Source organism: Roseburia sp. (assembly GCF_041325975.1).
Classification (GTDB): Bacteria; Bacillota; Clostridia; order Lachnospirales; family Lachnospiraceae; genus Roseburia; species Roseburia rectibacter.
The window spans coordinates 1123306-1146428 of sequence record NZ_JBGLEJ010000005.1 but is presented as its reverse complement, the minus strand read 5'-3'; the positions used below and the strand labels follow the sequence as shown (position 1 = coordinate 1146428).

At 41.3% G+C, this 23123-nt stretch carries 15 protein-coding genes; 13 read left to right on the top strand and 2 right to left on the bottom strand.

The features are described from left to right. The first annotated feature begins 108 nt into the window (after window positions 1-108). The 3 genes from feoB (at window position 109) to ACDD58_RS16560 (ending at window position 4274) form a co-directional block, all read left to right on the top strand. Window positions 109-2445 carry a ferrous iron transport protein B gene (gene feoB, locus ACDD58_RS16570; protein WP_370778451.1) on the top strand — a complete coding sequence of 779 codons (2337 nt, stop codon included), beginning with the start codon at window positions 109-111 and terminating at the stop codon, window positions 2443-2445. A 28-nt stretch (window positions 2446-2473) separates the two neighbouring features. After that, window positions 2474-3112: a polysaccharide deacetylase family protein gene (locus ACDD58_RS16565; protein WP_186899163.1), complete on the top strand. Its 639-nt coding sequence runs from the start codon at window positions 2474-2476 to the stop codon at window positions 3110-3112. Between the two features lie 208 nt (window positions 3113-3320). Then, window positions 3321-4274: a DnaJ C-terminal domain-containing protein gene (locus tag ACDD58_RS16560; protein WP_117919491.1), complete on the top strand. Its 954-nt coding sequence runs from the start codon at window positions 3321-3323 to the stop codon at window positions 4272-4274. Window positions 4275-4280: 6 nt separating this feature from the next. Here ACDD58_RS16560 and ACDD58_RS16555 read toward each other — a convergent pair whose 3' ends face one another. Beyond that, the gene (locus tag ACDD58_RS16555) at window positions 4281-5618 is read right to left on the bottom strand and encodes an oligosaccharide flippase family protein (RefSeq protein WP_370778450.1); all 1338 of its coding nucleotides are present in this window, start codon (window positions 5616-5618) and stop codon (window positions 4281-4283) included. A 71-nt stretch (window positions 5619-5689) separates the two neighbouring features. Between ACDD58_RS16555 and ACDD58_RS16550 the strand changes: the two genes are divergently transcribed. From ACDD58_RS16550 to ACDD58_RS16540, 3 genes are all read left to right on the top strand, one after another. Beyond that, the gene (locus ACDD58_RS16550) at window positions 5690-6850 is read left to right on the top strand and encodes a cysteine desulfurase family protein (protein WP_118209516.1); all 1161 of its coding nucleotides are present in this window, start codon (window positions 5690-5692) and stop codon (window positions 6848-6850) included. Window positions 6851-7069: 219 nt separating this feature from the next. Beyond that, window positions 7070-7720 (top strand): HAD family hydrolase, encoded by a 651-nt coding sequence (locus tag ACDD58_RS16545; RefSeq protein WP_370778449.1) that lies wholly within the window; start codon window positions 7070-7072, stop codon window positions 7718-7720. Window positions 7721-7869: 149 nt separating this feature from the next. After that, entirely contained in the window at window positions 7870-8739 is an 870-nt protein-coding gene (locus ACDD58_RS16540) for a hypothetical protein (protein ID WP_118209514.1), read from the top strand. A gap of 51 nt (window positions 8740-8790) precedes the next feature. On the opposite strand, the gene ACDD58_RS16535 is transcribed toward ACDD58_RS16540, so the two are convergent. After that, window positions 8791-10431 carry an ABC-F family ATP-binding cassette domain-containing protein gene (locus ACDD58_RS16535; protein WP_117919354.1) on the bottom strand — a complete coding sequence of 547 codons (1641 nt, stop codon included), beginning with the start codon at window positions 10429-10431 and terminating at the stop codon, window positions 8791-8793. Window positions 10432-10669: 238 nt separating this feature from the next. Between ACDD58_RS16535 and ACDD58_RS16530 the strand changes: the two genes are divergently transcribed. The 7 genes from ACDD58_RS16530 (at window position 10670) to nagE (ending at window position 23039) form a co-directional block, all read left to right on the top strand. After that, on the top strand, window positions 10670-13819 hold the full coding sequence (locus tag ACDD58_RS16530; RefSeq protein WP_117919489.1) for a diguanylate cyclase domain-containing protein: 3150 nt from the start codon (window positions 10670-10672) through the stop codon (window positions 13817-13819). Window positions 13820-13981: 162 nt separating this feature from the next. After that, a complete protein-coding gene (nifJ, locus tag ACDD58_RS16525; protein WP_117919352.1) occupies window positions 13982-17527 on the top strand; it encodes a pyruvate:ferredoxin (flavodoxin) oxidoreductase in 3546 nt (1181 codons plus the stop codon). Between the two features lie 415 nt (window positions 17528-17942). Further along, window positions 17943-19556, top strand: coding sequence for a phosphoenolpyruvate--protein phosphotransferase (ptsP, locus tag ACDD58_RS16520; protein WP_118489212.1), 1614 nt, complete (start codon window positions 17943-17945; stop codon window positions 19554-19556). Between the two features lie 23 nt (window positions 19557-19579). Then, window positions 19580-19837, top strand: coding sequence for an HPr family phosphocarrier protein (locus ACDD58_RS16515; RefSeq protein ID WP_117919348.1), 258 nt, complete (start codon window positions 19580-19582; stop codon window positions 19835-19837). A 237-nt stretch (window positions 19838-20074) separates the two neighbouring features. Continuing rightward, on the top strand, window positions 20075-20908 hold the full coding sequence (gene licT / locus ACDD58_RS16510) for a BglG family transcription antiterminator LicT (protein WP_117919347.1): 834 nt from the start codon (window positions 20075-20077) through the stop codon (window positions 20906-20908). A 35-nt stretch (window positions 20909-20943) separates the two neighbouring features. Next, window positions 20944-21426: a PTS glucose transporter subunit IIA gene (locus ACDD58_RS16505; RefSeq protein ID WP_022112008.1), complete on the top strand. Its 483-nt coding sequence runs from the start codon at window positions 20944-20946 to the stop codon at window positions 21424-21426. 143 nt (window positions 21427-21569) lie between these two features. After that, window positions 21570-23039: an N-acetylglucosamine-specific PTS transporter subunit IIBC gene (nagE, locus tag ACDD58_RS16500; RefSeq protein ID WP_334294384.1), complete on the top strand. Its 1470-nt coding sequence runs from the start codon at window positions 21570-21572 to the stop codon at window positions 23037-23039. Window positions 23040-23123: the final 84 nt, after the last annotated feature.

The window sequence follows — 23123 nt, the reverse complement described above, 5'->3', positions numbered from 1 at the left end:
TGGAAAAATTGTACTATATTTTTCGTGGAAAAATTGTACTATATTTTTCCATGGAATAAGTGTATAATCGATAAAGATTATCAATATCAATACAAAGGATAAAGAAAAATGACGCTAAAAGAGTTAGAAATCGGAAAAAGTGCTGTGATCAAAGTAGTCGGGGGAGAAGGGGCACTAAGACAGCATTTTCTGGATATGGGAGTAATACCGGGGGCAGAAGTTACGGTTATCAAATTTGCACCTATGGGAGATCCGATGGAGCTGCAGATTCATGGATATGAGCTGACACTGCGGCTTTCGGATGCAGAGCAGATTGAGATTGAACTGATCAGTGAGCGTTCGCGCAGACATGAGGGCGCAAAAAATATCAACAAATCGGTACATCCGGGACTTGGGGAAGAAGGAAAGTACCATGTGAAGGGAGACGGAAAGCCGCTGCCGGAGCAGGAAAAGCTGACCTATGCACTTGTCGGGAACCAGAACTGCGGAAAGACAACACTGTTTAACCAGTTGACCGGTTCTAACCAGCATATAGGCAATTTTCCGGGAGTGACGGTCGACAGGAAAGACGGAGCGATAAAAGGTCATCCAAACACGTCGGTAACCGATCTGCCAGGCATTTATTCAATGTCACCATACAGCAGTGAGGAGATCGTTTCGAGAAATTTTGTGCTTGAAGATAAGCCGAAAGCGATGATCAATATTATCGATGCAACCAACATCGAGCGCAATCTGTACCTGACCATGCAGCTTTTGGAGATGGATATTCCGATGGTCATTGCATTAAATATGATGGATGAGATGACCGGAAACTCTGGTTCTGTGGATGTCAACGGCATGGAGGCAATGCTTGGTGTGCCGGTTGTCCCGATCTCAGCGGCAAAAAATGAAGGTGTAGATGAGCTGGTACGTCATGCGCTTCACATTGCAAAATATCAGGAACGTCCGGGAAGGCAGGATTTTTGTGATGAGAGTGACTTTGGAGGAGCCGTGCACCGCTGTATCCATGCAGTTTCGCATCTGATCGAGGACCATGCGAAAGAAGCGCAGATACCGATCCGTTTTGCAGCTTCGAAAATCATTGAAGGGGATCATCTGATCTTAGAAAAACTGCATCTGGATGAAAATGAAAAAGAGGCGATCGAACATCTGATCGTTCAGATGGAAAAAGAGCGTGGACTTGACCGGAGTGCAGCGATCGCAGATATGCGTTTTACCTTTATTGAAAAAGTCTGTGAAAAGACAGTAGTAAAACCCAAAGAGAGCAGGGAAAGGATACGAAGCGAGAAAATTGACCGTATCCTGACCGGAAAATATACGGCAATCCCTTGTTTTATCGGTATCATGCTGATCGTGTTTTATCTTACGTTTCATGTAATAGGAGCGGGACTACAGAATCTTTTACAGATGGGGATTGATGCGCTGACAGCAGCAGTGGATCAGCTCCTTTCTGCTGCAGGTGTCAATGAAGTGTTGCATGACCTTATAATTGATGGTATTTTTACAGGAGTTGGAAGCATTTTAAGTTTTCTTCCGATCGTTGTGACGCTGTTTTTCTTCCTGTCTCTGATGGAGGACAGTGGATATATTGCCCGTGTTGCATTTTTTATGGATAAGTTATTACGAAAGATCGGACTCTCTGGAAGAAGTATCGTTCCGATGCTGATCGGTTTTGGCTGTACGGTTCCGGCAGTAATGGCAACTCGTACACTGCCAAGTGAGCGTGACCGCAAAATGACGATCTTACTGACACCGTTTATGAGCTGTTCGGCAAAACTGCCGATCTATGCGTTTTTTGTCAGTGCATTTTTCCCGGAATATGGAGCACTTGTGATGTGCGCACTGTATCTGGGGGGAATCGTAATTGGTATTTTAGTCGCACTGCTTTACCGCAAGACACTGTTTCGCGGTGATGCTGTTCCGTTTGTCATGGAATTGCCGAATTACCGTCTGCCGGGGTTAAAAAATGTCATGCAGCTTTTGTGGGAAAAAGCAAAAGACTTTTTGCAGAAAGCATTTACGGTTATTTTCCTTGCAACGATCTGCATCTGGTTCTTGCAGAAATTTGATATTCATTTTAATATTGTATATGATTCGAAAGACAGCATGCTTGCACTGATTTCGAATGGATTAGTTCCATTATTTGCTCCGTTAGGACTTGGGGACTGGCGTATCTGCACTTCCCTGATCAGCGGTGTGATGGCAAAGGAGAGCGTGATCTCTACACTTGAGATCTTATTTAACGGTAATGTACATGCAGCATTGTCAAATGCGGCCGCAGCGTCTCTTCTGGTGTTTAGTCTGCTCTATACGCCTTGTGTTGCGGCACTTGCAGCAATCCGGCGCGAACTTGGCAGAAAATGGGTGGCAGGCGTGATCATCTGGCAGTGTCTGGTTGCGTGGATCGCAGCATTTTTAGTACACGGGATTGCTCTGCTTTTCTAAAAAAAGTGTATTGTAAAAGGAGATTGGTATGGTGGAGAAAAAATTAGTGGCATTGACCTTTGATGACGGACCGACGCCGGGGATCACGGATCAGGTTCTGGATGTATTGGAAGCAAATCAGGTTGTGGCAAGTTTTTTCCTGATCGGGCAGAAGATTACGGAAAAGTCCGAATATCTTGTGAGACGGGCATATGAGATGGGATGTTCGATCGAGAATCATTCCAGGACACATCCGGGGATGCCGGAACTTAAGGAACAGGAAATTTTAGACGAAGTCAGTTATACGACAGAACAGATCGTGCGTATTACCGGGGAACAACCAAAGTTTTTCAGACCGCCATACATCAGCTATAACCAGAAAATGTATGATCTGATCGATCTTTATTTTATCTGCGGATATGGATGCGAGGACTGGGAACCTTCCGTGACAGCACAGGAACGGATAAACCGGATTCTTCATGATGCAAAGCCGGGATTTATTATCTTGCTGCACGACATGGAAGATAATGTGCAGACGGTTGAAGCGATAAAGACAATTATTCCGGCATTAAAAGAACAGGGATATGAATTTGTCACAGTAAGGGATCTGTTCCAAAAGAGTGGTATTTCACCGCAGAAAAATGTGATCTATATGGGAGCGGACGAAGTAAGAAAAAATTATGAATAAAATATTTGTAAAATGTTAGCACTCTGGCTTGACGAGTGCTAAAACAAGTGTTATAGTATATCTGCAATAAATGTAAAACCAAGATCCCAGACAGAAAAGCGAAGCACATCGCCATGGGAGAGATAGATTGCCGGGAGAACCGGAGATAAAACAGAGAGGCGATGTAAGAGGTCTCTCTGTTTTTGTTTTGATTGGAGGTAGTGCAATCATGAAAAGAGATTACTATGAAGTACTTGGAATTGATAAAAATGCGGATGCGTCTGCGATAAAAAAGGCGTATCGGAAACTTGCAAAAAAATATCACCCGGATACGAATGCGGGCGATCCGAAAGCAGAGCAGATGTTTAAGGAAGTCACGGAGGCATATTCTGTATTAAATGATCCAAAGAAAAAGAAATTATATGATCAGTATGGAATGGCTGCGTTTGAGGAAGGATTTTCTGAGGAGCAGGCAGGGCGTGCTGCAAATGGAGGTGGATTCTCAGAATTTCATTTTGAAAATGGCAATGCAGGAGATTTCTGGGATGATATGTTTGGCCAGTTCTTTGGCGGCGGCAGCAGAAGAAATGCAGCAGGAGAAGGCGGTTCCTACGGCAGCAGATTTTATCAGGAATTTACCGGAGGAAGCAGCGGGCACTTTAGCGGCGGGCGCGATGTGGAAGCGGAAGTGGCTGTAGATTTTGATGAGGCAGCATTAGGCTGTGAAAAAGTCATAAGATTAAGCGGAAATGATGGAAAGATCCAGTCGTTTAAAGTGCGTATCCCGGCGGGGATGGATGATGGAGAGCAGTTAAGGCTGAAAGGAAAAGGACATGCCGGCACAGACGGTACCACAGGAGATCTGTTTTTGAAGATAAAGATCCGCCCAAAGAATGGCTGTGAGAGAAAAGGACTCGATATCTATACGACTGTCACAATACCATATGCCACGGCTGCACTTGGAGGAAAAGCCAGAATCCATACGCTCTACGGGGATGTAGACTGCAATATTAAGAGCGGAACGCAGGATGGCAGTAAGATCAGGCTGCGTGGAAAAGGAATCGTTTCCAGAAAGAATCCGTCCGTGCATGGAGACCAGTATGTAAAAGTACAGATCCAGGTACCAAAATACTTAAGCCCTGAGGCAAAGAAAAAACTACAGGAATACAGTGCAGTGTGTTAAAAATAATTATTGATTTAAAGATGTTTTACGCAGCAGTATAAGAATGGAGAGAAGTGCCGTGGCTGCCTGGCTGACAAGGATTCCCCAGAGATAGCTTCTGATCCCGAAGGTGGGGACAGCAAGCAGAACAAACAGAATTCTTATAGTGCAGGAAATCAGGTTTAATTCAAATGTGATGCCGGGATGTCCGAGACCATGCAGGATACTGCTTAAGGTAGAACTCAGATACAGAAATGGACAGAGCCAGCCGAGTGTTGCAATGAATGTTCCGGCAAGAGCATTTTTGAATAGAAAATTGCCGAGAAAATTTCCGGTGATAAGAAAGCCGGCGGTTGAGATAAAACCAAGCAGAAGGCAGGATTCAATTGTTTTTTTTATGGTGTAGAGGATTTTGTCTCTTTTGCCGGCAGCCTGTGCTTCCGATATCGTAGGGAGCAGTAAGACGGAAACGGAATTTGTGAGAACGGAGGGAAACATGATGACAGACATTGCCATTCCAGTGAGAATGCCATATACGCTGAGTGCTTCTGATTGTGTATAGCCAAATGCCAAAAGACGGTTTGGCAGCATAACATTTTCAAACCCTGCAAATAGATTTAAAACGATACGGTTTGAAGTTAATGGAACTGCCATGGAGAGCAGATTTCTGGTGCAGGTATACAGATATTTCCTGTTTTTCCCGGCTGTATGCTGATTTGTACCTGAAATGCGGAAAACACTTACAGATACCAGTGTGCTTGCCATCTCACCACAGACGATGCCCCAGACGACCATGGAAAGTGTTAAAGATCTTCCTTCACTGATAGCGATCTGATACATCAGATAAACGCTTCCAACGCGTGCTAATTGCTCTGTCAACTGGCAGAGTGAAGGGACGGCAGTTTTTTTCAGCCCATAATAGTAGCCGTTGATGCAGGCATGGATGCAGCAGGGGATAAAAGAAAAGGAGAGAACAGAAAGAAGAGGGATACACCGTTTATCCCCCAGCCAGGAGACGGCAATGAAATCTGCATAATGATAGAGAATAAGGCCACAGAGCGCAGAAAGGCACAAGGACATGACAAGCCCGATCGAGAGATAGGTTTTTGCCCCTGTGCCGTTTTTTTTACCAATTTCCATGGAAACAAATTTGGATATGGAAGTCTGGATTCCGGCGGCGGTGAATGCAAAACAAATAGCGGTTACTGGTGCGATGAGCTGATAAATACCCAGACCTTCTGCACCAATGGTACGTGATAAGAATATTCTATAGAAGAAACCTATGATGCGGGTAAGGATTCCGGCAAGGGTGAGAAAGAGGGTTCCGGTTAAGAGCGTACTTTTGGTGGAAGATAATTTTTTCAATAGAAACCTCCAAAGTCAGCCGGAAAATCCGGACTTAGTTCATTTTAATATATGAAGGAAGCGGGGAGAAAATGAATCAAATTGAAAATAAAGAGAAGGTAATTTATTTAGATAACGCTGCAACTACAAGGATGTCAGAAGAAGTAAAAGAGGCGATGAATCCGTATCTGGAAGAAAAATTTGGAAATGCGTCTACAATGTATGGATATGGGGAAAAGTCGAGACAGGCAATGGAAAAGGCAAGGAAAACCATTGCTGATACACTCGAGGCAAAGCCGTCAGAGATTTTTTTTACATCAGGTGGCTCGGAATCGGATAACTGGGCAGTAAAATGTATTGCCGGAGAGTATAAACATAAGGGAAAACATATTATCACAAGTAAGATCGAACATCATGCGATATTAAATTCCTGTAAATATTTAGAGGAACTTGGATATGAGGTGACCTATCTGGATGTGGATGAATATGGAATGGTATCACCGGAAGCGGTGTATCGTGCAATCAGGGAGGATACGACACTGATCACGATCATGTTTGGAAATAATGAGGTTGGGACGATTGAACCGGTTTTTTCAATTGGCAAAATTGCAAGAGAAAAAAATGTACTGTTCCATACGGATGCTGTGCAGGCATATGCGCAGGTTCCGATCTCCGTGCGTTATTATCCGGTAGATCTTTTAAGTGCGAGTGCCCATAAATTTCACGGGCCAAAAGGTGTTGGATTTTTGTATATCAGGGAAGGCGTGAAGATTCCGTCATTTATTCATGGAGGATCACAGGAAAAAGGAAAACGTGCCGGGACAGAGAATATTGCCGGAATCGTTGGGATGGGAAAAGCAGCAGAGATCACCGCGAAAAATATGCGCACGGGAATGTACCGTGAAACAATGCTGCGCAATTATCTGATCGAAAAGATCATGCATGAGATCCCGGATGTCCGTGTCAATGGACACAGAACAAAAAGACTTCCGGGAAATGTATCTGTCAGTTTCCGGGGGGTAGATGGGGCATCCCTATTAATCCTTCTGGATGAAGACGGAATCTGTGCATCCGGCGGTTCTGCATGTAATACGGGAGAGAGCAGGATATCCTATGTGATAAAAGAACTTGGGGTTCCGGAAGATTATGCTGCGGGAACCGTCCGTATGACGCTTTGCAGGGATACGAGGCGTGCGGATATTGATGCGGCAGTGGAATCCTTAAAACGTAATATCGAAAGACTGAGAGACTGAGGATTGGATGTTTATAAAATTTGATATGCAGTGTGAAAAATAACATTTTTCACATGCAAGATTTGTGCTTATGCACAGACTTGATATGCGCAAAAGACAGCGTAAAAATGGGGATTTTATGAAAATATGTGCGATAAAAATAAAATATCAGGAAAATAAACGTACAGAAAAAAGAATGGTATGTTACAATAGAAAAAACAAAAGAAAATGGAGAAAACAATGAGACCGGAATATATTTTTATGGACCTGGATGGAACGATTTCAGATCCGAAAGAGGGAATCACAAAGGCGGTGGCACATGCACTTTCGTATTATGGAATCCAGGTTGAAAATTTAGATACATTAGAGAAGTTTATTGGACCACCGCTTCTGGATTCTTTTCAGGATTTTTATGGATTTTCAGAGGAACAGAGCCGGGAGGCAGTCGGAAAATACAGGGAATATTTCAGCAGGCAGGGTCTTTTTGAGAATGTTTTGTATGATGGAATGAAAGAATTACTTGCGGAAGTTGCTTCACTGGGAAAAAAGATTGTGATCGTGACATCAAAACCGGAAGTATATACTGTACAGATCCTTAAGTATTTTGAAATTGAGCAATATTTTTATTTTGTTGCAGGAAGTACATTAGACGGCAGCAGAAGTAAAAAAGGTGATGTGATCCGCTACGCCCTGGATTCACTTAAAATCACTGCTGATCAGGCAGTAATGGTGGGAGACAGAAAACATGATGTGATTGGTGCAAAAGAAAATGGCATGTATGTGATCGGTGTTTTGTATGGTTATGGTGACAGAATGGAACTTGAAACTGCCGGGGCAGACTGTATTGTTGCGGATATGAATGAATTGAAAGTAAAATTAAATAATATATAAGTAAAATTAACTAAAATTAACTAAAATCACAACTAAATATATGGGAAAATGGTACTAAATCATGTAAAAGAACTTGATGGCAGCAGAGTACTGTGGTAAAGTAAAAATGGTTATTTACAAAACAAGGAGGAAAACAAGGAGGATTGGTTATGAAAACCAGAAAAACAATTTTTCACAGAGCTGTTTGCATGTTTTTGACAGCAGTTATGGCAGTTACGTTATTTACAGTGGCAGCTCCGACAGAGGCACAGGCAGCCGGATTTTCTTTTAAGGGGAATGGAAAGTCTACAGTTACAATTAAAGATACACAGTGTTATAGCGGACGGAATTTGAAGGTAAATTATATCAAATTCAAACCATCCGTGACTGGTACGGTAACTTTAAAGTTTAACTGCAGTTCTTCTTATTACAATAATTCCCAGGGGTATGTTACATTTTGCAATAAAAATAAAAAGACGATCGGTCAGCAAAATGAAATCTGGAGAAATGATTATGCCGGCAAGATTTACAATACCACAACGTATGGTGTAAAGAAGAATACTACATATTATTTTGCAGTGCAGTGTAATGCAGGTACAAAAATCACAGCTACTGTAAAAGCTATTAAAGATTCATCTGCAAGTTCAAAATCAAAAGCAAAAACACTTTCAAAAGGAAAGAAAGTGACAGGTGTTATTGCATACGGTGACAGTAAGGCAGACTGGTATAAAATCAAACTGACTAAGAGTGCTAAATTGGATCTGTATTATCTCGCAAACACAAACGGAACAAATGAGAAAAATGGTTTTAAGATAACTTTCTATAATAAAGATGGAAAAGTATTTTCTGGTAAAAACAATGGAAAAAAAGTTTCTGCTATTTCAAAAGTTACCAGATTATATCCGGAAGATGGATGGTATATCAGTTTGGCAAATGGTGGAACAAAATTTGATCTGCCGTCTGGTACATACTACATCAAGGTAGAGCGTATGAGCAAAGCGTCATCTGGTTCTTATACATTAAAATGGACCACATTTTAGGAAAAATTAAAAACAGCACTGCCAGATCTTATTCTGGTCAGTGCTATTTTTTTAGTTATCGTTCTCGTCGTCAGAAGACATACTGTATACCTGACGTTTTCTTGCCATCTCATCATTTTCAAGATATTCATCATAAGTAGAAACTTTATCAATAAATGTTCCGTCCGGCAGAAATTCGATGATTCTGTTTGCAGTGGTCTGTACAACCTGATGGTCACGGGAAGCAAAAAGGACAACTCCCGGGAATTTGATCAGACCATTATTTAATGCAGTGATAGATTCCATGTCCAGATGGTCAGTCGGCTCATCTAAGATCAGAACGTTTGTAGCCATGATCATCATGCGGGAGAGAAGTACACGTACTTTTTCACCACCGGAGAGAACACGCATTTTTTTGGTTCCATCTTCTCCTGCAAAAAGCATACGGCCGAGGAATCCGCGTACGTAAGTTGCATCTTTGATCTCGGAGTACTGTGTCAGCCAGTCAACGATCAGAAGATCTGTATCGAAAATCTCTGTATTGTCTTTTGGAAAATAGGACTGACTTGTGGTGACACCCCATTTATAAGAACCGGAATCCGGTTCCATTTCTCCGGTAAGTATTTTAAAGAGTGTGGTTTTTGCCAGTTCGTTACCGCCGACAAAAGCGATCTTGTCATCATGTCCTACGATAAAGGATACATTGTCGAGCACTTTCACACCGTCGATGGTTTTCGTGATGCCTTCTACCGACAGAACCTCATTACCGATCTCGCGGCTTGGACGGAAATCAATGTACGGATATTTACGGCTGGAAGGACGGATCTCATCTAACTGGATCTTCTCTAAAGCACGCTTTCTTGAGGTAGCCTGTTTGGATTTGGAAGCATTTGCAGAGAAACGGGAAATAAAGTCCTGTAACTCTTTGATCTTTTCTTCTTTCTTCTTGTTGGCTTCTTTCATCTGTTTTACGAGAAGCTGGCTGGATTCATACCAGAAGTCATAGTTACCTGCATACAACTGGATCTTACCGTAATCGATATCTGCAATGTTTGTGCAGACTTTGTTTAAGAAATAACGGTCATGGGATACCACGATAACAGTATTTTCAAAGTTGATCAGAAATTCTTCCAGCCAGTTGATCGCATCAAGATCTAAGTGGTTAGTCGGCTCATCGAGAAGCAGAATGTCAGGATTGCCGAACAGCGCCTGTGCAAGTAAGACTTTTACTTTTAAAGGACCAGGCATGTCAGCCATTTGTGTGTAATGTTCCTCTGTCGGGATACCAAGACCATTGAGGAGCGTTGCAGCATCGGATTCTGCATTCCATCCGTCCATGTCAGCAAACTCTGCCTCAAGTTCGCTTGCACGGATACCGTCCTCATCCGTAAAATCCTCTTTCATGTAAATTGCATCTTTTTCTTTCATAATATCATAGAGGCGTTTATTACCCATGATGACAGTATCAAGAACCGTATATTCATCATATTTGAAGTGATCCTGCTGCAGGAAAGAAAGACGCTGTCCCGGTGTAATGGTAACGTCACCTCCGGTCGGTTCTAACTGTCCGGATAAAATCTTTAAAAAGGTAGACTTTCCGGCACCGTTTGCACCGATAAGACCGTAACAGTTTCCTTCAGTAAACTTAATATTGACGTCTTCGAACAGGGCTTTTTTACCAATTCGAAGCGTAACGTTATTTGCACTGATCATAGTTGTTATTCTCCTGATTTGTTAATATTGAGTGTGCGGATGCTGTTGCAAACCGCTATAATACCGTAATTGCACCAATTCGTATCATACTAGAAAAGTGTGGAGATTGCAACCGAAACTTCCTAGAAACACTTTTATTTCTGACAAAATTTGCTATAATGGAAAATAGAATGTGTATACAGAATCGGAAAAGAAATTGTATGGAAAAGTCAGATTTACATACTTGAATGGAGAAAAAATGGAGAAGGCAAACGTAAAGGGACTGATATATGAATTTCCGATGGGGGTTGCAGTATTAAAAGGTGGAAATTCATTACAGGTTGAGATCGCAAATGCAGAATTTATGAAAGCAGTCGGTCATGGAGAATGTACGGAAGCAGACAGAAGCAGGGATTTCTATGACTGTATTTATGGGCAGGATGCAGGTGCTTTTGAGGACATGATCGAAAAATGCAGGGAGAAGAAAAAGGCAGAAGAGATCGAAATAAGAATCATTTCGGGACAGGGGCAGATCTGCTGGGTAAAATTCTGGTGCAGTATTTATTATTATAAGGATGCGGTGCCATACTATCTTTTGATCTGTAAAGATACCAATGACCAGAAAGCACTCGAAGATGAGCTGTTTTTATTAAATGAGCAGTATTCCATGTTAGAGGAAGTGACGGATGATGTGCCGTTTGAATACGATGTGGAGGGAAAACGATTCAGAGTCCCGCATAAATATCATATAAACGGACGCCTGAAAAAAGATGGTCAGGATTATATGGAAATTGAAGAGTGGCTTGATTTTATACATAAAGAGGAACAGCCGCTATATCGGGAAGTGATTCAGAATGCATCCGCAAAGGAAATGTCGGGATCGTTTGATTATCGGATGAATACCGCCCTTGGAGGGGGAGTGCCACAGTACTGCTGGTATCGGACTGTGTACCGGAGTATAAGGGGAACAGATGGAAGAATTTTAAAGATTATCGGGAGAAGTTATGATATCAGTTCCGATAGAAAGATTCAGGAACAGCTTTCCGAAGAGATGCGGAGAGATCCACTGACACATCTTTATAATAAAGTGGCGACCGGTGAAGAGGTGGAACGGATATTAAATAAGTATCCGGAAGAAACACATGTATTGTTTCTGATCGATATCGATAATTTTAAGAATATTAACGATACGTTTGGACATACGGTAGGCGACACCGTGATTTCAGATATTGCATTAACTTTAGAGGAACAGTTCCCGGATAATAAACTGGTGGGAAGAGTCGGCGGAGATGAATTTCTGGTTCTGATGGATAATACGACAATAAAACAGGCAGAACAAAAAGCAAAGGAACTCTGCCGGCATGGAGATAAAAAGCTGGTTGGAGATGATGCGGTCATCTATGTGACGATGAGTGTGGGACTGGCGGTATCGGGACAGGATGGAGACAGTTATACAGATCTGTTTGATCAGGCGGACCGTGCCATGTATGAGATCAAGCGGAGTGGAAAAAGTAATTACGCATTCGCCGGAAAAAATAAGAACAGTCATACGAAACGCGAAATAGATACCTGTGGAAAAGACATGGACTTTGAAAAAAAGCAGGGAATGGACAAAGAATTTTTAAATACTGCATTCCTGCTTTTATCACATGCGAAAGATCTGAATGGTTCCTTAAATGTGCTGCTTGAGAGGATTGGCAGACGGTATCACCTGGATATGGCAGCTGTTTTTGAATATGATGAAGAACTTTCAAAAATGACGCTGACAAACTATTGGAGCACCTTCGGACAGATTTATGAAAAAAATGTCATAAAACCGATCCGGACTGAAGTGGCAGAGGCAGGCGGCGGGGATTTTGTAATATTGAATGATACAGATGAGACACACTATCAAAGGCTGTCACTTGAAAACTGGAATACGGGAGAAGAACGTATCACACAGATCGCTGTGGCAAAATTTGAATGTTCCGGTAACCGAACCGGGGGATTGTATTTTGGTGTGCGGAACAGACAGAACTATTTTGAAAACGCAGACCGCACAACGTTTTGCGAACTTGCAAGGATAACGTCTGTGTTCGTGTCGCTAAGAAATAAGTTAAGGGATGATCAGAAGGAGATCCGCCATTTACAGAATATAGACCAGCTGACGGGATTATATAATTTAGAAGCGTTTAAAAATAAAATGAACAATATTCTGAGTGAGACCTGGAATACCGGAAAAGAACAGGAACACTATGCGCTTATACATGCAGATATCGACAAATTTTCTTATGTCAATGAAAATTATGGGCAGCAGACAGGGGACACTATTTTGAAAGATTTTGCGGCGCGGCTTATGAAAAATAGCAGGATTCTTCTGGCATGCCGGATGTATTCCGACTATTTTATCCTTCTTTTAAAAGGAAAAGACCAGGCTGAAATCGAAAAATTGGTGGCATGGGGCACAGAATATTATGAGCAGAAATTAAAGAAAAAATATCCTTTCGGAACGCTCAGGCTGTCGGTTGGAATCTGTCACATTGAAAATCTGAATGAAAAATTTGACACGATATTAGAGAGTGCAAATATGGCACGCAAACTGGTAAAGGAACAGGGCGGTGCAGGAATCTGCGTTTATAAAGAAGAGATGCGTGCAAAACGTGATGATGAGATACAGATCACAGGACGCTTTTATGGAGCCATGCAGCAGGGGGAGCTTGAAGTTTACTTACAGCCCAAATTTAATTTAAAAGACCGGAAAATATACGGTGCAGAAGCACTTGCAAGATGGCGGACGAAGTCCGGGGAGATGATCATGCCGGGAAGATTTGTTCCCCCACTTGAAAATACAGGCTATGTGGTGGATCTTGACTTCTATATTTATGAACAGCTTCTTAGGGCAATGCGAAGATGGAAACAGGCAGGAAAAGAGCTGTTTACAATATCTACCAATTTTTCGCGGCGCAATTTTGAAAATGGAAGCAGAAATTTTGCAGACCGTTTAAAACGCATGGCGGATCATTATGGCATTGATCCAAAATATATTGAAGTGGAAGTTACCGAGAGCGTTGTGGTGGAAAATGTGGATGAATTAAAGGTGGTGCTCGCAGAACTTGAAAAATCCGGATTCCGTATCGCGATCGATGATTTTGGAACAGGGTATTCTTCACTTGGTGTTCTGCTTGAGATACCTGCTGATGTGGTGAAGATCGACAAAACTTTTACAGACCGGATCAATCTGGAAGAACAGCGCAACTTTGTTTCGCAGATGGGGAATTTTATACATTCGGCAAAAGAAGAAGTAATATTTGAGGGGATTGAAACGGAAGAACAGCTTCAGTTTTTGTGCAGCTGTGGCTTTTTGTATGGACAGGGATATTTATTTGACAGACCGATCCCGCTAAAAGAATTTGAAAGGAAATATATGTGAGATTGCACTTGTTTTTGTACAGTCAAAGACCTTTTCTTTTGGTGAATTCTATGCTAAAATATGACTCAAGTCGATAAATTGTATCATTTTGTGCTTTTCACACAGGAGTATGGGGTGATGCAGTATCACATTTATTTTTTCAAAAATAAGGAGGAATAAGTAATGTCCAGAGCAAAACAGTCAATGGACGGTAATACAGCCGCAGCTCATGTAGCTTATGCGTTTACTGATGTTGCAGCTATTTACCCAATTACACCATCCAGCCCGATGGCAGATACCGTAGATCAGTGGTCTGCAGCAGGACAGGAGAACATTTTTGGTAATCAGGTAAAAGTCGTAGAGATGGAGTCTGAGGCAGGTGCTGCAGGTGCCGTTCACGGTTCTCTTGCTGCAGGTGCTTTAACAACTACATTTACAGCTTCACAGGGTCTTTTATTAATGATCCCGAATATGTACAAAATCGCAGGTGAGCAGCTTCCATGTGTATTCGATGTATCTGCACGTACAGTTGCTACACAGTCTTTAAATATTTTTGGTGATCACAGTGACGTATATGCCTGCCGTCAGACAGGTTTCGCTATGTTATGTGAGACCAACCCACAGGAAGTTATGGACTTAAGTCCGGTTGCTCATCTTGCAACAATCGAAGGAAAAGTTCCATTCATCAACTTCTTTGATGGTTTCCGTACATCCCACGAGATCCAGAAGATCGAGAAATGGGATTACGCTGATCTGAAAGAAATGTGCAACATGGACGCAGTTGCTGCATTCCGTGCACATGCATTAAATCCGGAGCATCCGGCTATGCGTGGTTCTCATGAGAACGGAGATGTTTTCTTCCAGCATCGTGAGGCTTGTAACACAGCATACAATGAGTTACCGGCAATCGTTGAGAAATACATGGCTAAGATCAACGAGAAGTTAGGAACAAACTACGATTTATTCAACTACTATGGAGCAGAAGATGCTGACCGTGTTATCGTAGCTATGGGTTCTGTAAACGACGTAGCAGAAGAGGTAATTGATTACTTAACAGCTAAGGGTGAGAAAGTCGGACTTATCAAAGTTCGTTTATATCGTCCATGGGTATCTGAGGCATTCTTAAAAGTTCTTCCTAAGACAGCTAAGAAAGTTGCTGTTCTTGACAGAACAAAAGAGCCAGGTGCACTTGGTGATCCGTTATACTTAGACGTAGCAACCACACTTCGTGAGGCAGGTCTTGATACAATCGTATTAACTGGCGGCCGTTACGGATTAGGTTCTAAAGATACACCACCTTCAAGTTTATTCGCAGTATACAAAGAGTTAGAGAAAGATGCTCCAAAGAGCAGATTCACCATCGGTATCGTTGATGATGTTACTAACTTAAGTTTACCGGAAGTTAAACCGGCTCCTATCACTGCAGCAGAAGGTACAGTTGAGTGTAAATTCTGGGGTCTCGGCGGAGATGGTACTGTAGGTGCTAACAAGAACTCTACCAAGATCATTGGTGACCACACAGATAAATACATCCAGGCATACTTCCAGTATGACTCCAAGAAAACTGGTGGTATCACAATTTCCCACTTAAGATTTGGTGACAAACCAATCAGAAGCCCGTATTACATCAACCAGGCAGACTTCGTAGCATGCCACAACCCATCTTATGTAACAAAAGGATTCAAGATGGTACAGGATGTAAAACCAGGCGGAGTATTCATGATCAACTGCCAGTGGTCAGATGAAGAATTAGAGCATCATTTAAATGCTGCTGCTAAGAAATACATCGCTGACAACAATATTCAGTTATACACCATCAACGCTATCGATAAAGCTATCGAGATCGGTATGGGTAAACGTACTAACACAATTTTACAGTCTGCATTCTTCAAATTAGCAAACGTAATGCCAATCGAAGAGGCTGTAGATTTCATGAAACAGGCTGCTAAGAAATCCTATGGTAAGAAAGGTGATGCAGTCGTAGAGATGAACTACAAAGCAATCGACGCTGGTGTTGATGCAGTTCATAAAGTAGAGGTTCCGGCTTCCTGGTCTAACCCGGCAGCAGATCCGGCTCCTAAGAAATTAACAGGTCGTCCAGAGACAGTTAAGATGGTAGAAGATTTAATGAACCCGATCTCCTTAATGGATGGTGATTCATTACCAGTTTCTGCATTCATGGGCAACCCTGATGGACAGTTCGAGCATGGTGCAGCAGCATACGAGAAACGTGGTACAGCTGTAACAGTTCCTACATGGAATGCAGAGAAATGTATCCAGTGTAACCAGTGTGCATTTGTATGTTCTCATGCAACAATCCGTCCGTTCATGTTAAGTGAGGATGAAGTAAAAGCAGCTCCTTCCAATATCAAAGTTGCTGATACAAAACCAAAGGCAAGCGAGTACAAATACACAATGAGCGTATCTCCATTAGACTGTATGGGATGCGGCGAGTGTATCACAGTATGTCCGGTTGGTGCTATCGAGATGGTTCCACAGGAATCTCAGGCAGACGAGCAGCCAGTATTCGATTACTTAGTTGCTAACGTAAGCAAGAAACCTGGTATGCCGGCAGACAACACTGTAAAAGGTTCTCAGTTCAACCAGCCATTACTTGAGTTCTCAGGTTCTTGTGCAGGATGTGCAGAGACATCATACGCTCGTTTGATTACTCAGTTATTTGGTGAGCATATGTATATCTCCAATGCAACAGGATGTTCCTCTATCTGGGGTGGTCCGGCTGCTACATCACCATATACAGTAAACAAAGACAGTAAAAAAGGACCGGCTTGGGCTAACTCCTTATTCGAGGATAATGCTGAGCATGGTTTAGGTATGCAGATTGGTCAGGAAGTATTACGTGATCAGGCTATCGCAAGCGCTGAGAAATGTGCTGCTTCTGACAAAGCAAGCGCTGAGTTAAAGGCTGCATTTGATAAATTTGTTGAGACAAAGAACGATACAAAAGCAAATACACCTGCAACAGAAGCTCTTGTAGCAGAGTTAGAGAAAGCTGCAGCAGCTGGATGCCCAGATGCTAAGGCAGCACTTGATAAGAAAGATTACCTCGCTAAGAAGTCCGTATGGATCTTCGGTGGTGATGGATGGGCATATGATATCGGATTCGGTGGATTAGACCATGTTCTTGCTTCCGGACATAATGTAAACGTTATGGTATTTGATACTGAGATGTACTCCAATACAGGTGGTCAGGCTTCTAAAGCTTCCAACATCGGTGAAGTTTGTCAGTTCGCTGCTGCTGGTAAAGATATCGGCAAGAAGAGCCTTGCAGAGATCGCTATGAGCTATGGTTATGTATACGTAGCACAGATCGCTCTTGGTGCAAACATGGCTCAGGCTGTTAAAGTTTTAGCTGAAGCAGAAGCTTACAACGGACCTTCTTTAATCATCGGTTATGCTCCATGTGAGTTACACGGTGTTAAAGGCGGAATGAACCACTGCCAGGATGAGATGAAGAAAGCAGTAGCTGCTGGTTACTGGAACTTATTCTCCTTCAATCCTGCACTCAAAGCAGAAGGAAAGAACCCATTTACATTGACATCTAAGCCAGGTGATGGTTCTTACCAGGATTTCCTGAACAACGAAACACGTTACAGCCGTCTGACAAGATCCTTCCCAGAGAGAGCACAGAAACTCTTTGCTGCATCTGAGGAAGCTGCAAAGGCTCGTTATGAGCACTTACAGAGACTGGTTGAGCTTTACAAATAAGCTGCAGATCTTGTCTGAATTGATGTAAATTTCCAAAGCCCGGAAAGGTATAAGCCTTTTCGGGCTTTTTGTAAGTCAGAAGCTGGTGATAAAATAAACTTTTGGTTACAGGATTATAACTGGAGCATGGAACAGATAGCAGGCGGTCCAATAGATAAGATATATCTGTGAAAATATGTCGAAAATTATATCATAATTGTATACAAAGTATATAATTAGCATAATACGAAATTGTGTATTGACAAAAACAGGGTAAAAACGTATAATAAAAATACATATAGAGGGTAGTTCACATGCAAATGTACTAAACCGAAAAAGTAAGACGCTTATGATTGCGTGTGCTTTTTCGGTTTTTTTGATTTTGAATGCAGATGTGGTGGAGTAATGTGACTTGTTGTTTAGAGGGGGAAAACAAATGCAGCAAATTAATGGAAAGATTGCATTCGGAGGAATTGCGATTGGAAAAATCAAAGAAGTTTTTAAAGAAAACAATGTGGTAAGACGTGTGAAAATTGATGACACACAGGCAGAAATTTCACGTTTTAGAGCAGCCAAAAATCAGGCAACAGAAGAATTAAAGGCACTTTATGACAAGGCAGTCAAAGAAGTTGGTGAAGCAAATGCAGCAATTTTTGAAGTACATCAGATGATGTTAGAGGATGAAGATTATCTGGATTCTATTCGTAATATCATAGTAGCGCAGTCTGTGAATGCAGAATTTGCTGTAGCGACGACGGGAGATAATTTTGCAAGGATGTTTGCGGATATGGATGACGATTATATGAAAGAACGTGCAGCAGATGTAAAAGATATTTCTGAACGTGTGATCCGTATTTTATCCCGGAAGGAAGAAACTGTGCATGCGGCCGATGAAGAAAAATATATTATAGCAGCGGACGACCTTGCTCCGAGCGAGACAATTCAGTTAGAACGGGAGAGAGTGCTTGCATTTGTGACAAGACAAGGCTCTACCAATTCTCATACAGCCATTCTTGCCAGAACGATGAATATTCCGGCATTGGTATCAGCGGCAATTCCAAAAGGAGTGAATGGAAAGTATGCAATTATAGATGGATTTAAGGGTATTTTGATCCTTGATCCAGAGGAAGAAATATTAAAAGAATACGAGAAAAAACAGCAGAATGAGAAGAAACGTCAGGAATTATTACAGCAGTTAAAGGGAAAACCGACTGTTACAAAAGATGGAAAAGAGATCAAACTCTATGCTAATATTGGTGAGGTAAAAGATTTAGGAGCTGTTTTACAGAATGATGCAGCCGGAATCGGACTTTTCAGAAGTGAGTTTTTATATTTGCAGAGTGATCATTTTCCAACAGAGGAAGAACAGTTTCAGGCTTATAAAACGGTTGCAGAAGTGATGGCTGGAAAAAAGGTGATCATCCGAACATTAGATATCGGAGCAGACAAGCAGATAGATTATTTTGGACTTGATCGTGAGGATAATCCGGCATTGGGATATCGTGCAGTAAGAATCTGCCTGAACCGACCGGAAATTTTTAAAACACAGTTAAGAGCGTTGCTGCGTGCAAGCATGTTTGGCAATATTTCCATTATGGTTCCTATGATCGCATCTGTATGGGAAGTGAAAAAAGTAAAAGAAATCATGGAGGAAGTGAAAGCGGAATTGTCTGCAGAGGGATTGCCATATAAAGAAGTTGAATTTGGAGTTATGATCGAGACTCCTGCAGCAGTTATGATCGCAGATGATCTCGCAAAAGAGGTGGATTTCTTTAGTATTGGAACCAATGACCTGACACAGTATACGCTTGCTATTGACAGGCAGAATGCAAAACTTGACCGTTTCTATGATTCACATCATCCGGCAGTACTCAAAATGATCCAGATGGTCATTGACAGTGCCCATGAAGAAGGAATCTGGGCAGGAATTTGCGGAGAACTTGGAGCAGATCTGACTTTGACAGAAACATTTGTGAAAATGGGCATTGATGAATTATCGGTATCACCTGCAATGGTGCTGCCTGTAAGAAATAAAATAATAAATGCATAATCTAAGCATAGGAGGAAATTAAAATGAAATCATTCAGTTACACAGTAAAGGACGAATTGGGTATTCATGCAAGACCGGCGGGAATGCTCGTAAAAGAGGTTAAAAATTTTAAAAGTAAAGTAACTCTCGAAAAAGACGGAAAAGTAATTGATGCAGCCCGTCTGATGGCAGTTATGAGTATGGGAGTAAAAAAAGACCAGACTGTGACTATAACAGTGGAAGGTACTGACGAAGATGCGGCATATGATGCATTAAAATCTTTCTTTGAAACAAATTTGTAAGATAATTAGTTATTGTGTACAGGTTTTTGAAAAAAGTATGGTGGATATTAACAAAAAAACAAAAATAATAAGAATAAAACTTGACATAATAAACAATGAATGCTACAATTTATTTAGATAGAAACAGAGCACATTGGATTGTTACTGGTAAGCAGGCAAAACCAAATTTTACATATCTGGCTTGGATTTTGTAAAATTTGGTTTTTTTAATTATTAGGGACAAAAACGGAGTGGAATATGGTTATCCAGAAAGTGATTAATAACAATGTAATATCAGCATATGATGTGAATCAGCAGGAAATTGTTATCATGGGTAAGGGAATCGGGTTTAAGGCGCATACGGGAGAACTGATTGATGAAAGCAAAATCGAGAAGGTTTTTCGTATTGAGAATGAGAAGCTTTCCAGACAGTTTCAGGAACTTTTAGAAAATATTCCATTAGAGCACATGCAGCTTACCAGTGATATTATATCCTACGCAATAAAGAATCTGAATGTACAACTGAATCAGAATATATACATCACTTTGACAGATCATATTAATTTTGCAATCCAGAGACAGTCGCAGGGGATTCAATTGAAGAATGCATTACTTTGGGAGACTAAGAGGTTTTACCATCAGGAATATCTGATGGGAAAATATGCAGTTGATCTTTTGAATGAGAAGCTGGGTACAGAGTTTACGGAAGATGAAGCAGGATTTATAGCCCTGCATTTTGTGAATGCAGAATACAACACGACGATCAATGATACATTTGAAATGACGAATATGATTCAGAAGATTTTAGAACTGGTCAGGCTGGAAATGGGAATTGAGTTTGATGAGGAATCCCTGCATTATGAGAGATTTATTACTCATCTTAAGTTTTTGGTACAGCGCCTTTACCGGCATGAATTGTTGAAAGATGAGGAGATTGAATTTGCAAGGATGATGGAAAATAAGTATCCGAAGGAATATGAATGCAGTAAACATATTGCTGAATATATTGAAAAGGAATATGGCAGCGAAATTGCCAGCGAGGAAATCATGTTTCTGGCGATACATATAAAACGTGTGTGTATGGCAGGATAAACCTGACAATAATACAGCAGAAAAGAGGTATGGAAATGTTTGATTTTTTTAAGAAAAAAGAAAAAGGGATTGAGATAGGTTCACCAGTAAAAGGAAAAACGGTTGCGATCAGTAATGTAAGTGATCCAACTTTTGGAGAGGAGATTTTAGGAAAAGGTGTTGCAATTATTCCTGCGGAAGGCAGGATATATGCACCGGCCGATGGTACGATTGAGATGTTATTTGATACGATGCATGCAGTAAGTATGACGACTTCAGAAGGTGTAGAACTGCTCATACACATAGGACTTGATACGGTTGCATTAAAGGGAGAACATTTTACTGCATATAAAGGCAATGGTGATTCTGTGAAAAAGGGAGAACTGTTGATAGAGGCTGATCTTGACGCAGTAAAAAAAGCCGGTTATGACGTGATCACGCCTGTGGTTGTGTGCAATACATCAGATTATCAGACAGTGGAAACAGTGACAGATCAGGAAGTAGAACCTGGCGACACAGTATTGATCCTAAATAAATAAAGCACAAACTTGAGATGCAAATGAAAACGTTGTTTTCATTGAAAGACAGCGCAAGAATGGAGATTAAAATGTATTTTAGCCGTACTTATAACGGCATAAAATAAAATGAAAAGGGATAAAAAAAAGGAGGAGCTTTTATTATGATGAAGTATTTACAGAAATTGGGAAAAGCATTAATGCTTCCTGTAGCGTGTCTTCCAATCTGTGGTATCTTAATGGGTATTGGATATGCGCTATGTCCATCTACCATGCAGGGGGGCGATGTTTCCGGTATCGTTCAGATGATCGGTTTCTTCCTTGTAAAAGCAGGAGGAGCTTTGATCGATAACATGGCAATTCTTTTTGTTATCGGTGTCGGCGTTGGTATGGCAGATGATAATGATGGTACAGCAGCTCTTGCAGCTTTGGCATCATGGTTAATGATGACAAATCTTCTTTCTACAGGGGTTGTTACAACGTTAATGCCGGTAATTGCAGAGAATGAGACAAAAGTGCTTGCATTCAGTAAGATTGCAAACCCATTTATCGGTATCCTTGCCGGTATCATCGGTGCAACATGCTACAACAAATTCAAAGGTACAAAATTACCTGACTGGTTATCATTCTTCAGTGGTAAGCGTTGTGTAGCAATCGTTGCAGGCGTTGTTTCTATCATTGTATCCGCAATCTTATTATTCATCTGGCCTTTATTATTTGGAGCATTAGTTTCAATCGGTGAAGGAATTGTTGGATTTGGTCCTGTTGGTGCAGGTATTTATGCATTCTTAAACAGATTGCTGATTCCAACCGGATTACATCATGCACTGAACAATGTATTCTGGTTTGATACGATCGGACTTGGGGATTTACAACATTTCTGGGCAGGCGAGACGTCGGCAGATGTAACATGGGATTTGGGTATGTATATGTCTGGATTCTTCCCATGTATGATGTTCGGTATTCCGGGTGCAGCTCTTGCTATGATTCAGACTGCTAAGAGTAATAAGAAGAAAGTTGCAATCGGTCTGGTAGCCTCCGCAGCTGTTTGTGCATTTGTCTGTGGTGTTACAGAGCCATTTGAGTTTGGTTTCATGTTCCTTGCACCGGCACTTTATGTTGTATATGCATTATTATATGGTATCTTCACAGTGATTACGGTATTAGTTGGATTTAGAGCAGGTTTTAGTTTCTCTGCTGGAGCAACAGACCTTCTTTTCTCTGCAACCCTTCCGGCAGCAAAGAATACCTGGATGATCATTCCACTTGGTATTGCAGCATTTATTGTATTTTATGTTGTATTCCGTTTCGCTATCACAAAGTTTGATCTGAAAACTCCTGGTAGAGAAGACGATGATGTGGAAGCAGAGAAAAATGTCGACCTTGGGAGCAGTGATTACACAACTGTAGCGGCAACAATTTTAGAAGGTGTTGGTGGTGCAGCAAATATTAAAAGTATTGATAACTGCATTACAAGACTTCGGCTTGAGGTAAAAGACAGTTCTTTAGTAGATGAGAAGAAAATCAAATCAGCAGGGGCTGCTGGTGTTATCAGACCAAGTAAAACAGCTGTTCAGGTTGTCATTGGAACAAAAGTCCAGTTCGTAGCTGATGAGTTCAAAAAATTATGTAGATAATCAAAAACATACTATTTGTGAAATGAAATCATATTGAAGAAAAAATAATCCCTTTTTGACAGAGGCGGTTCCAGTTGGAATCGC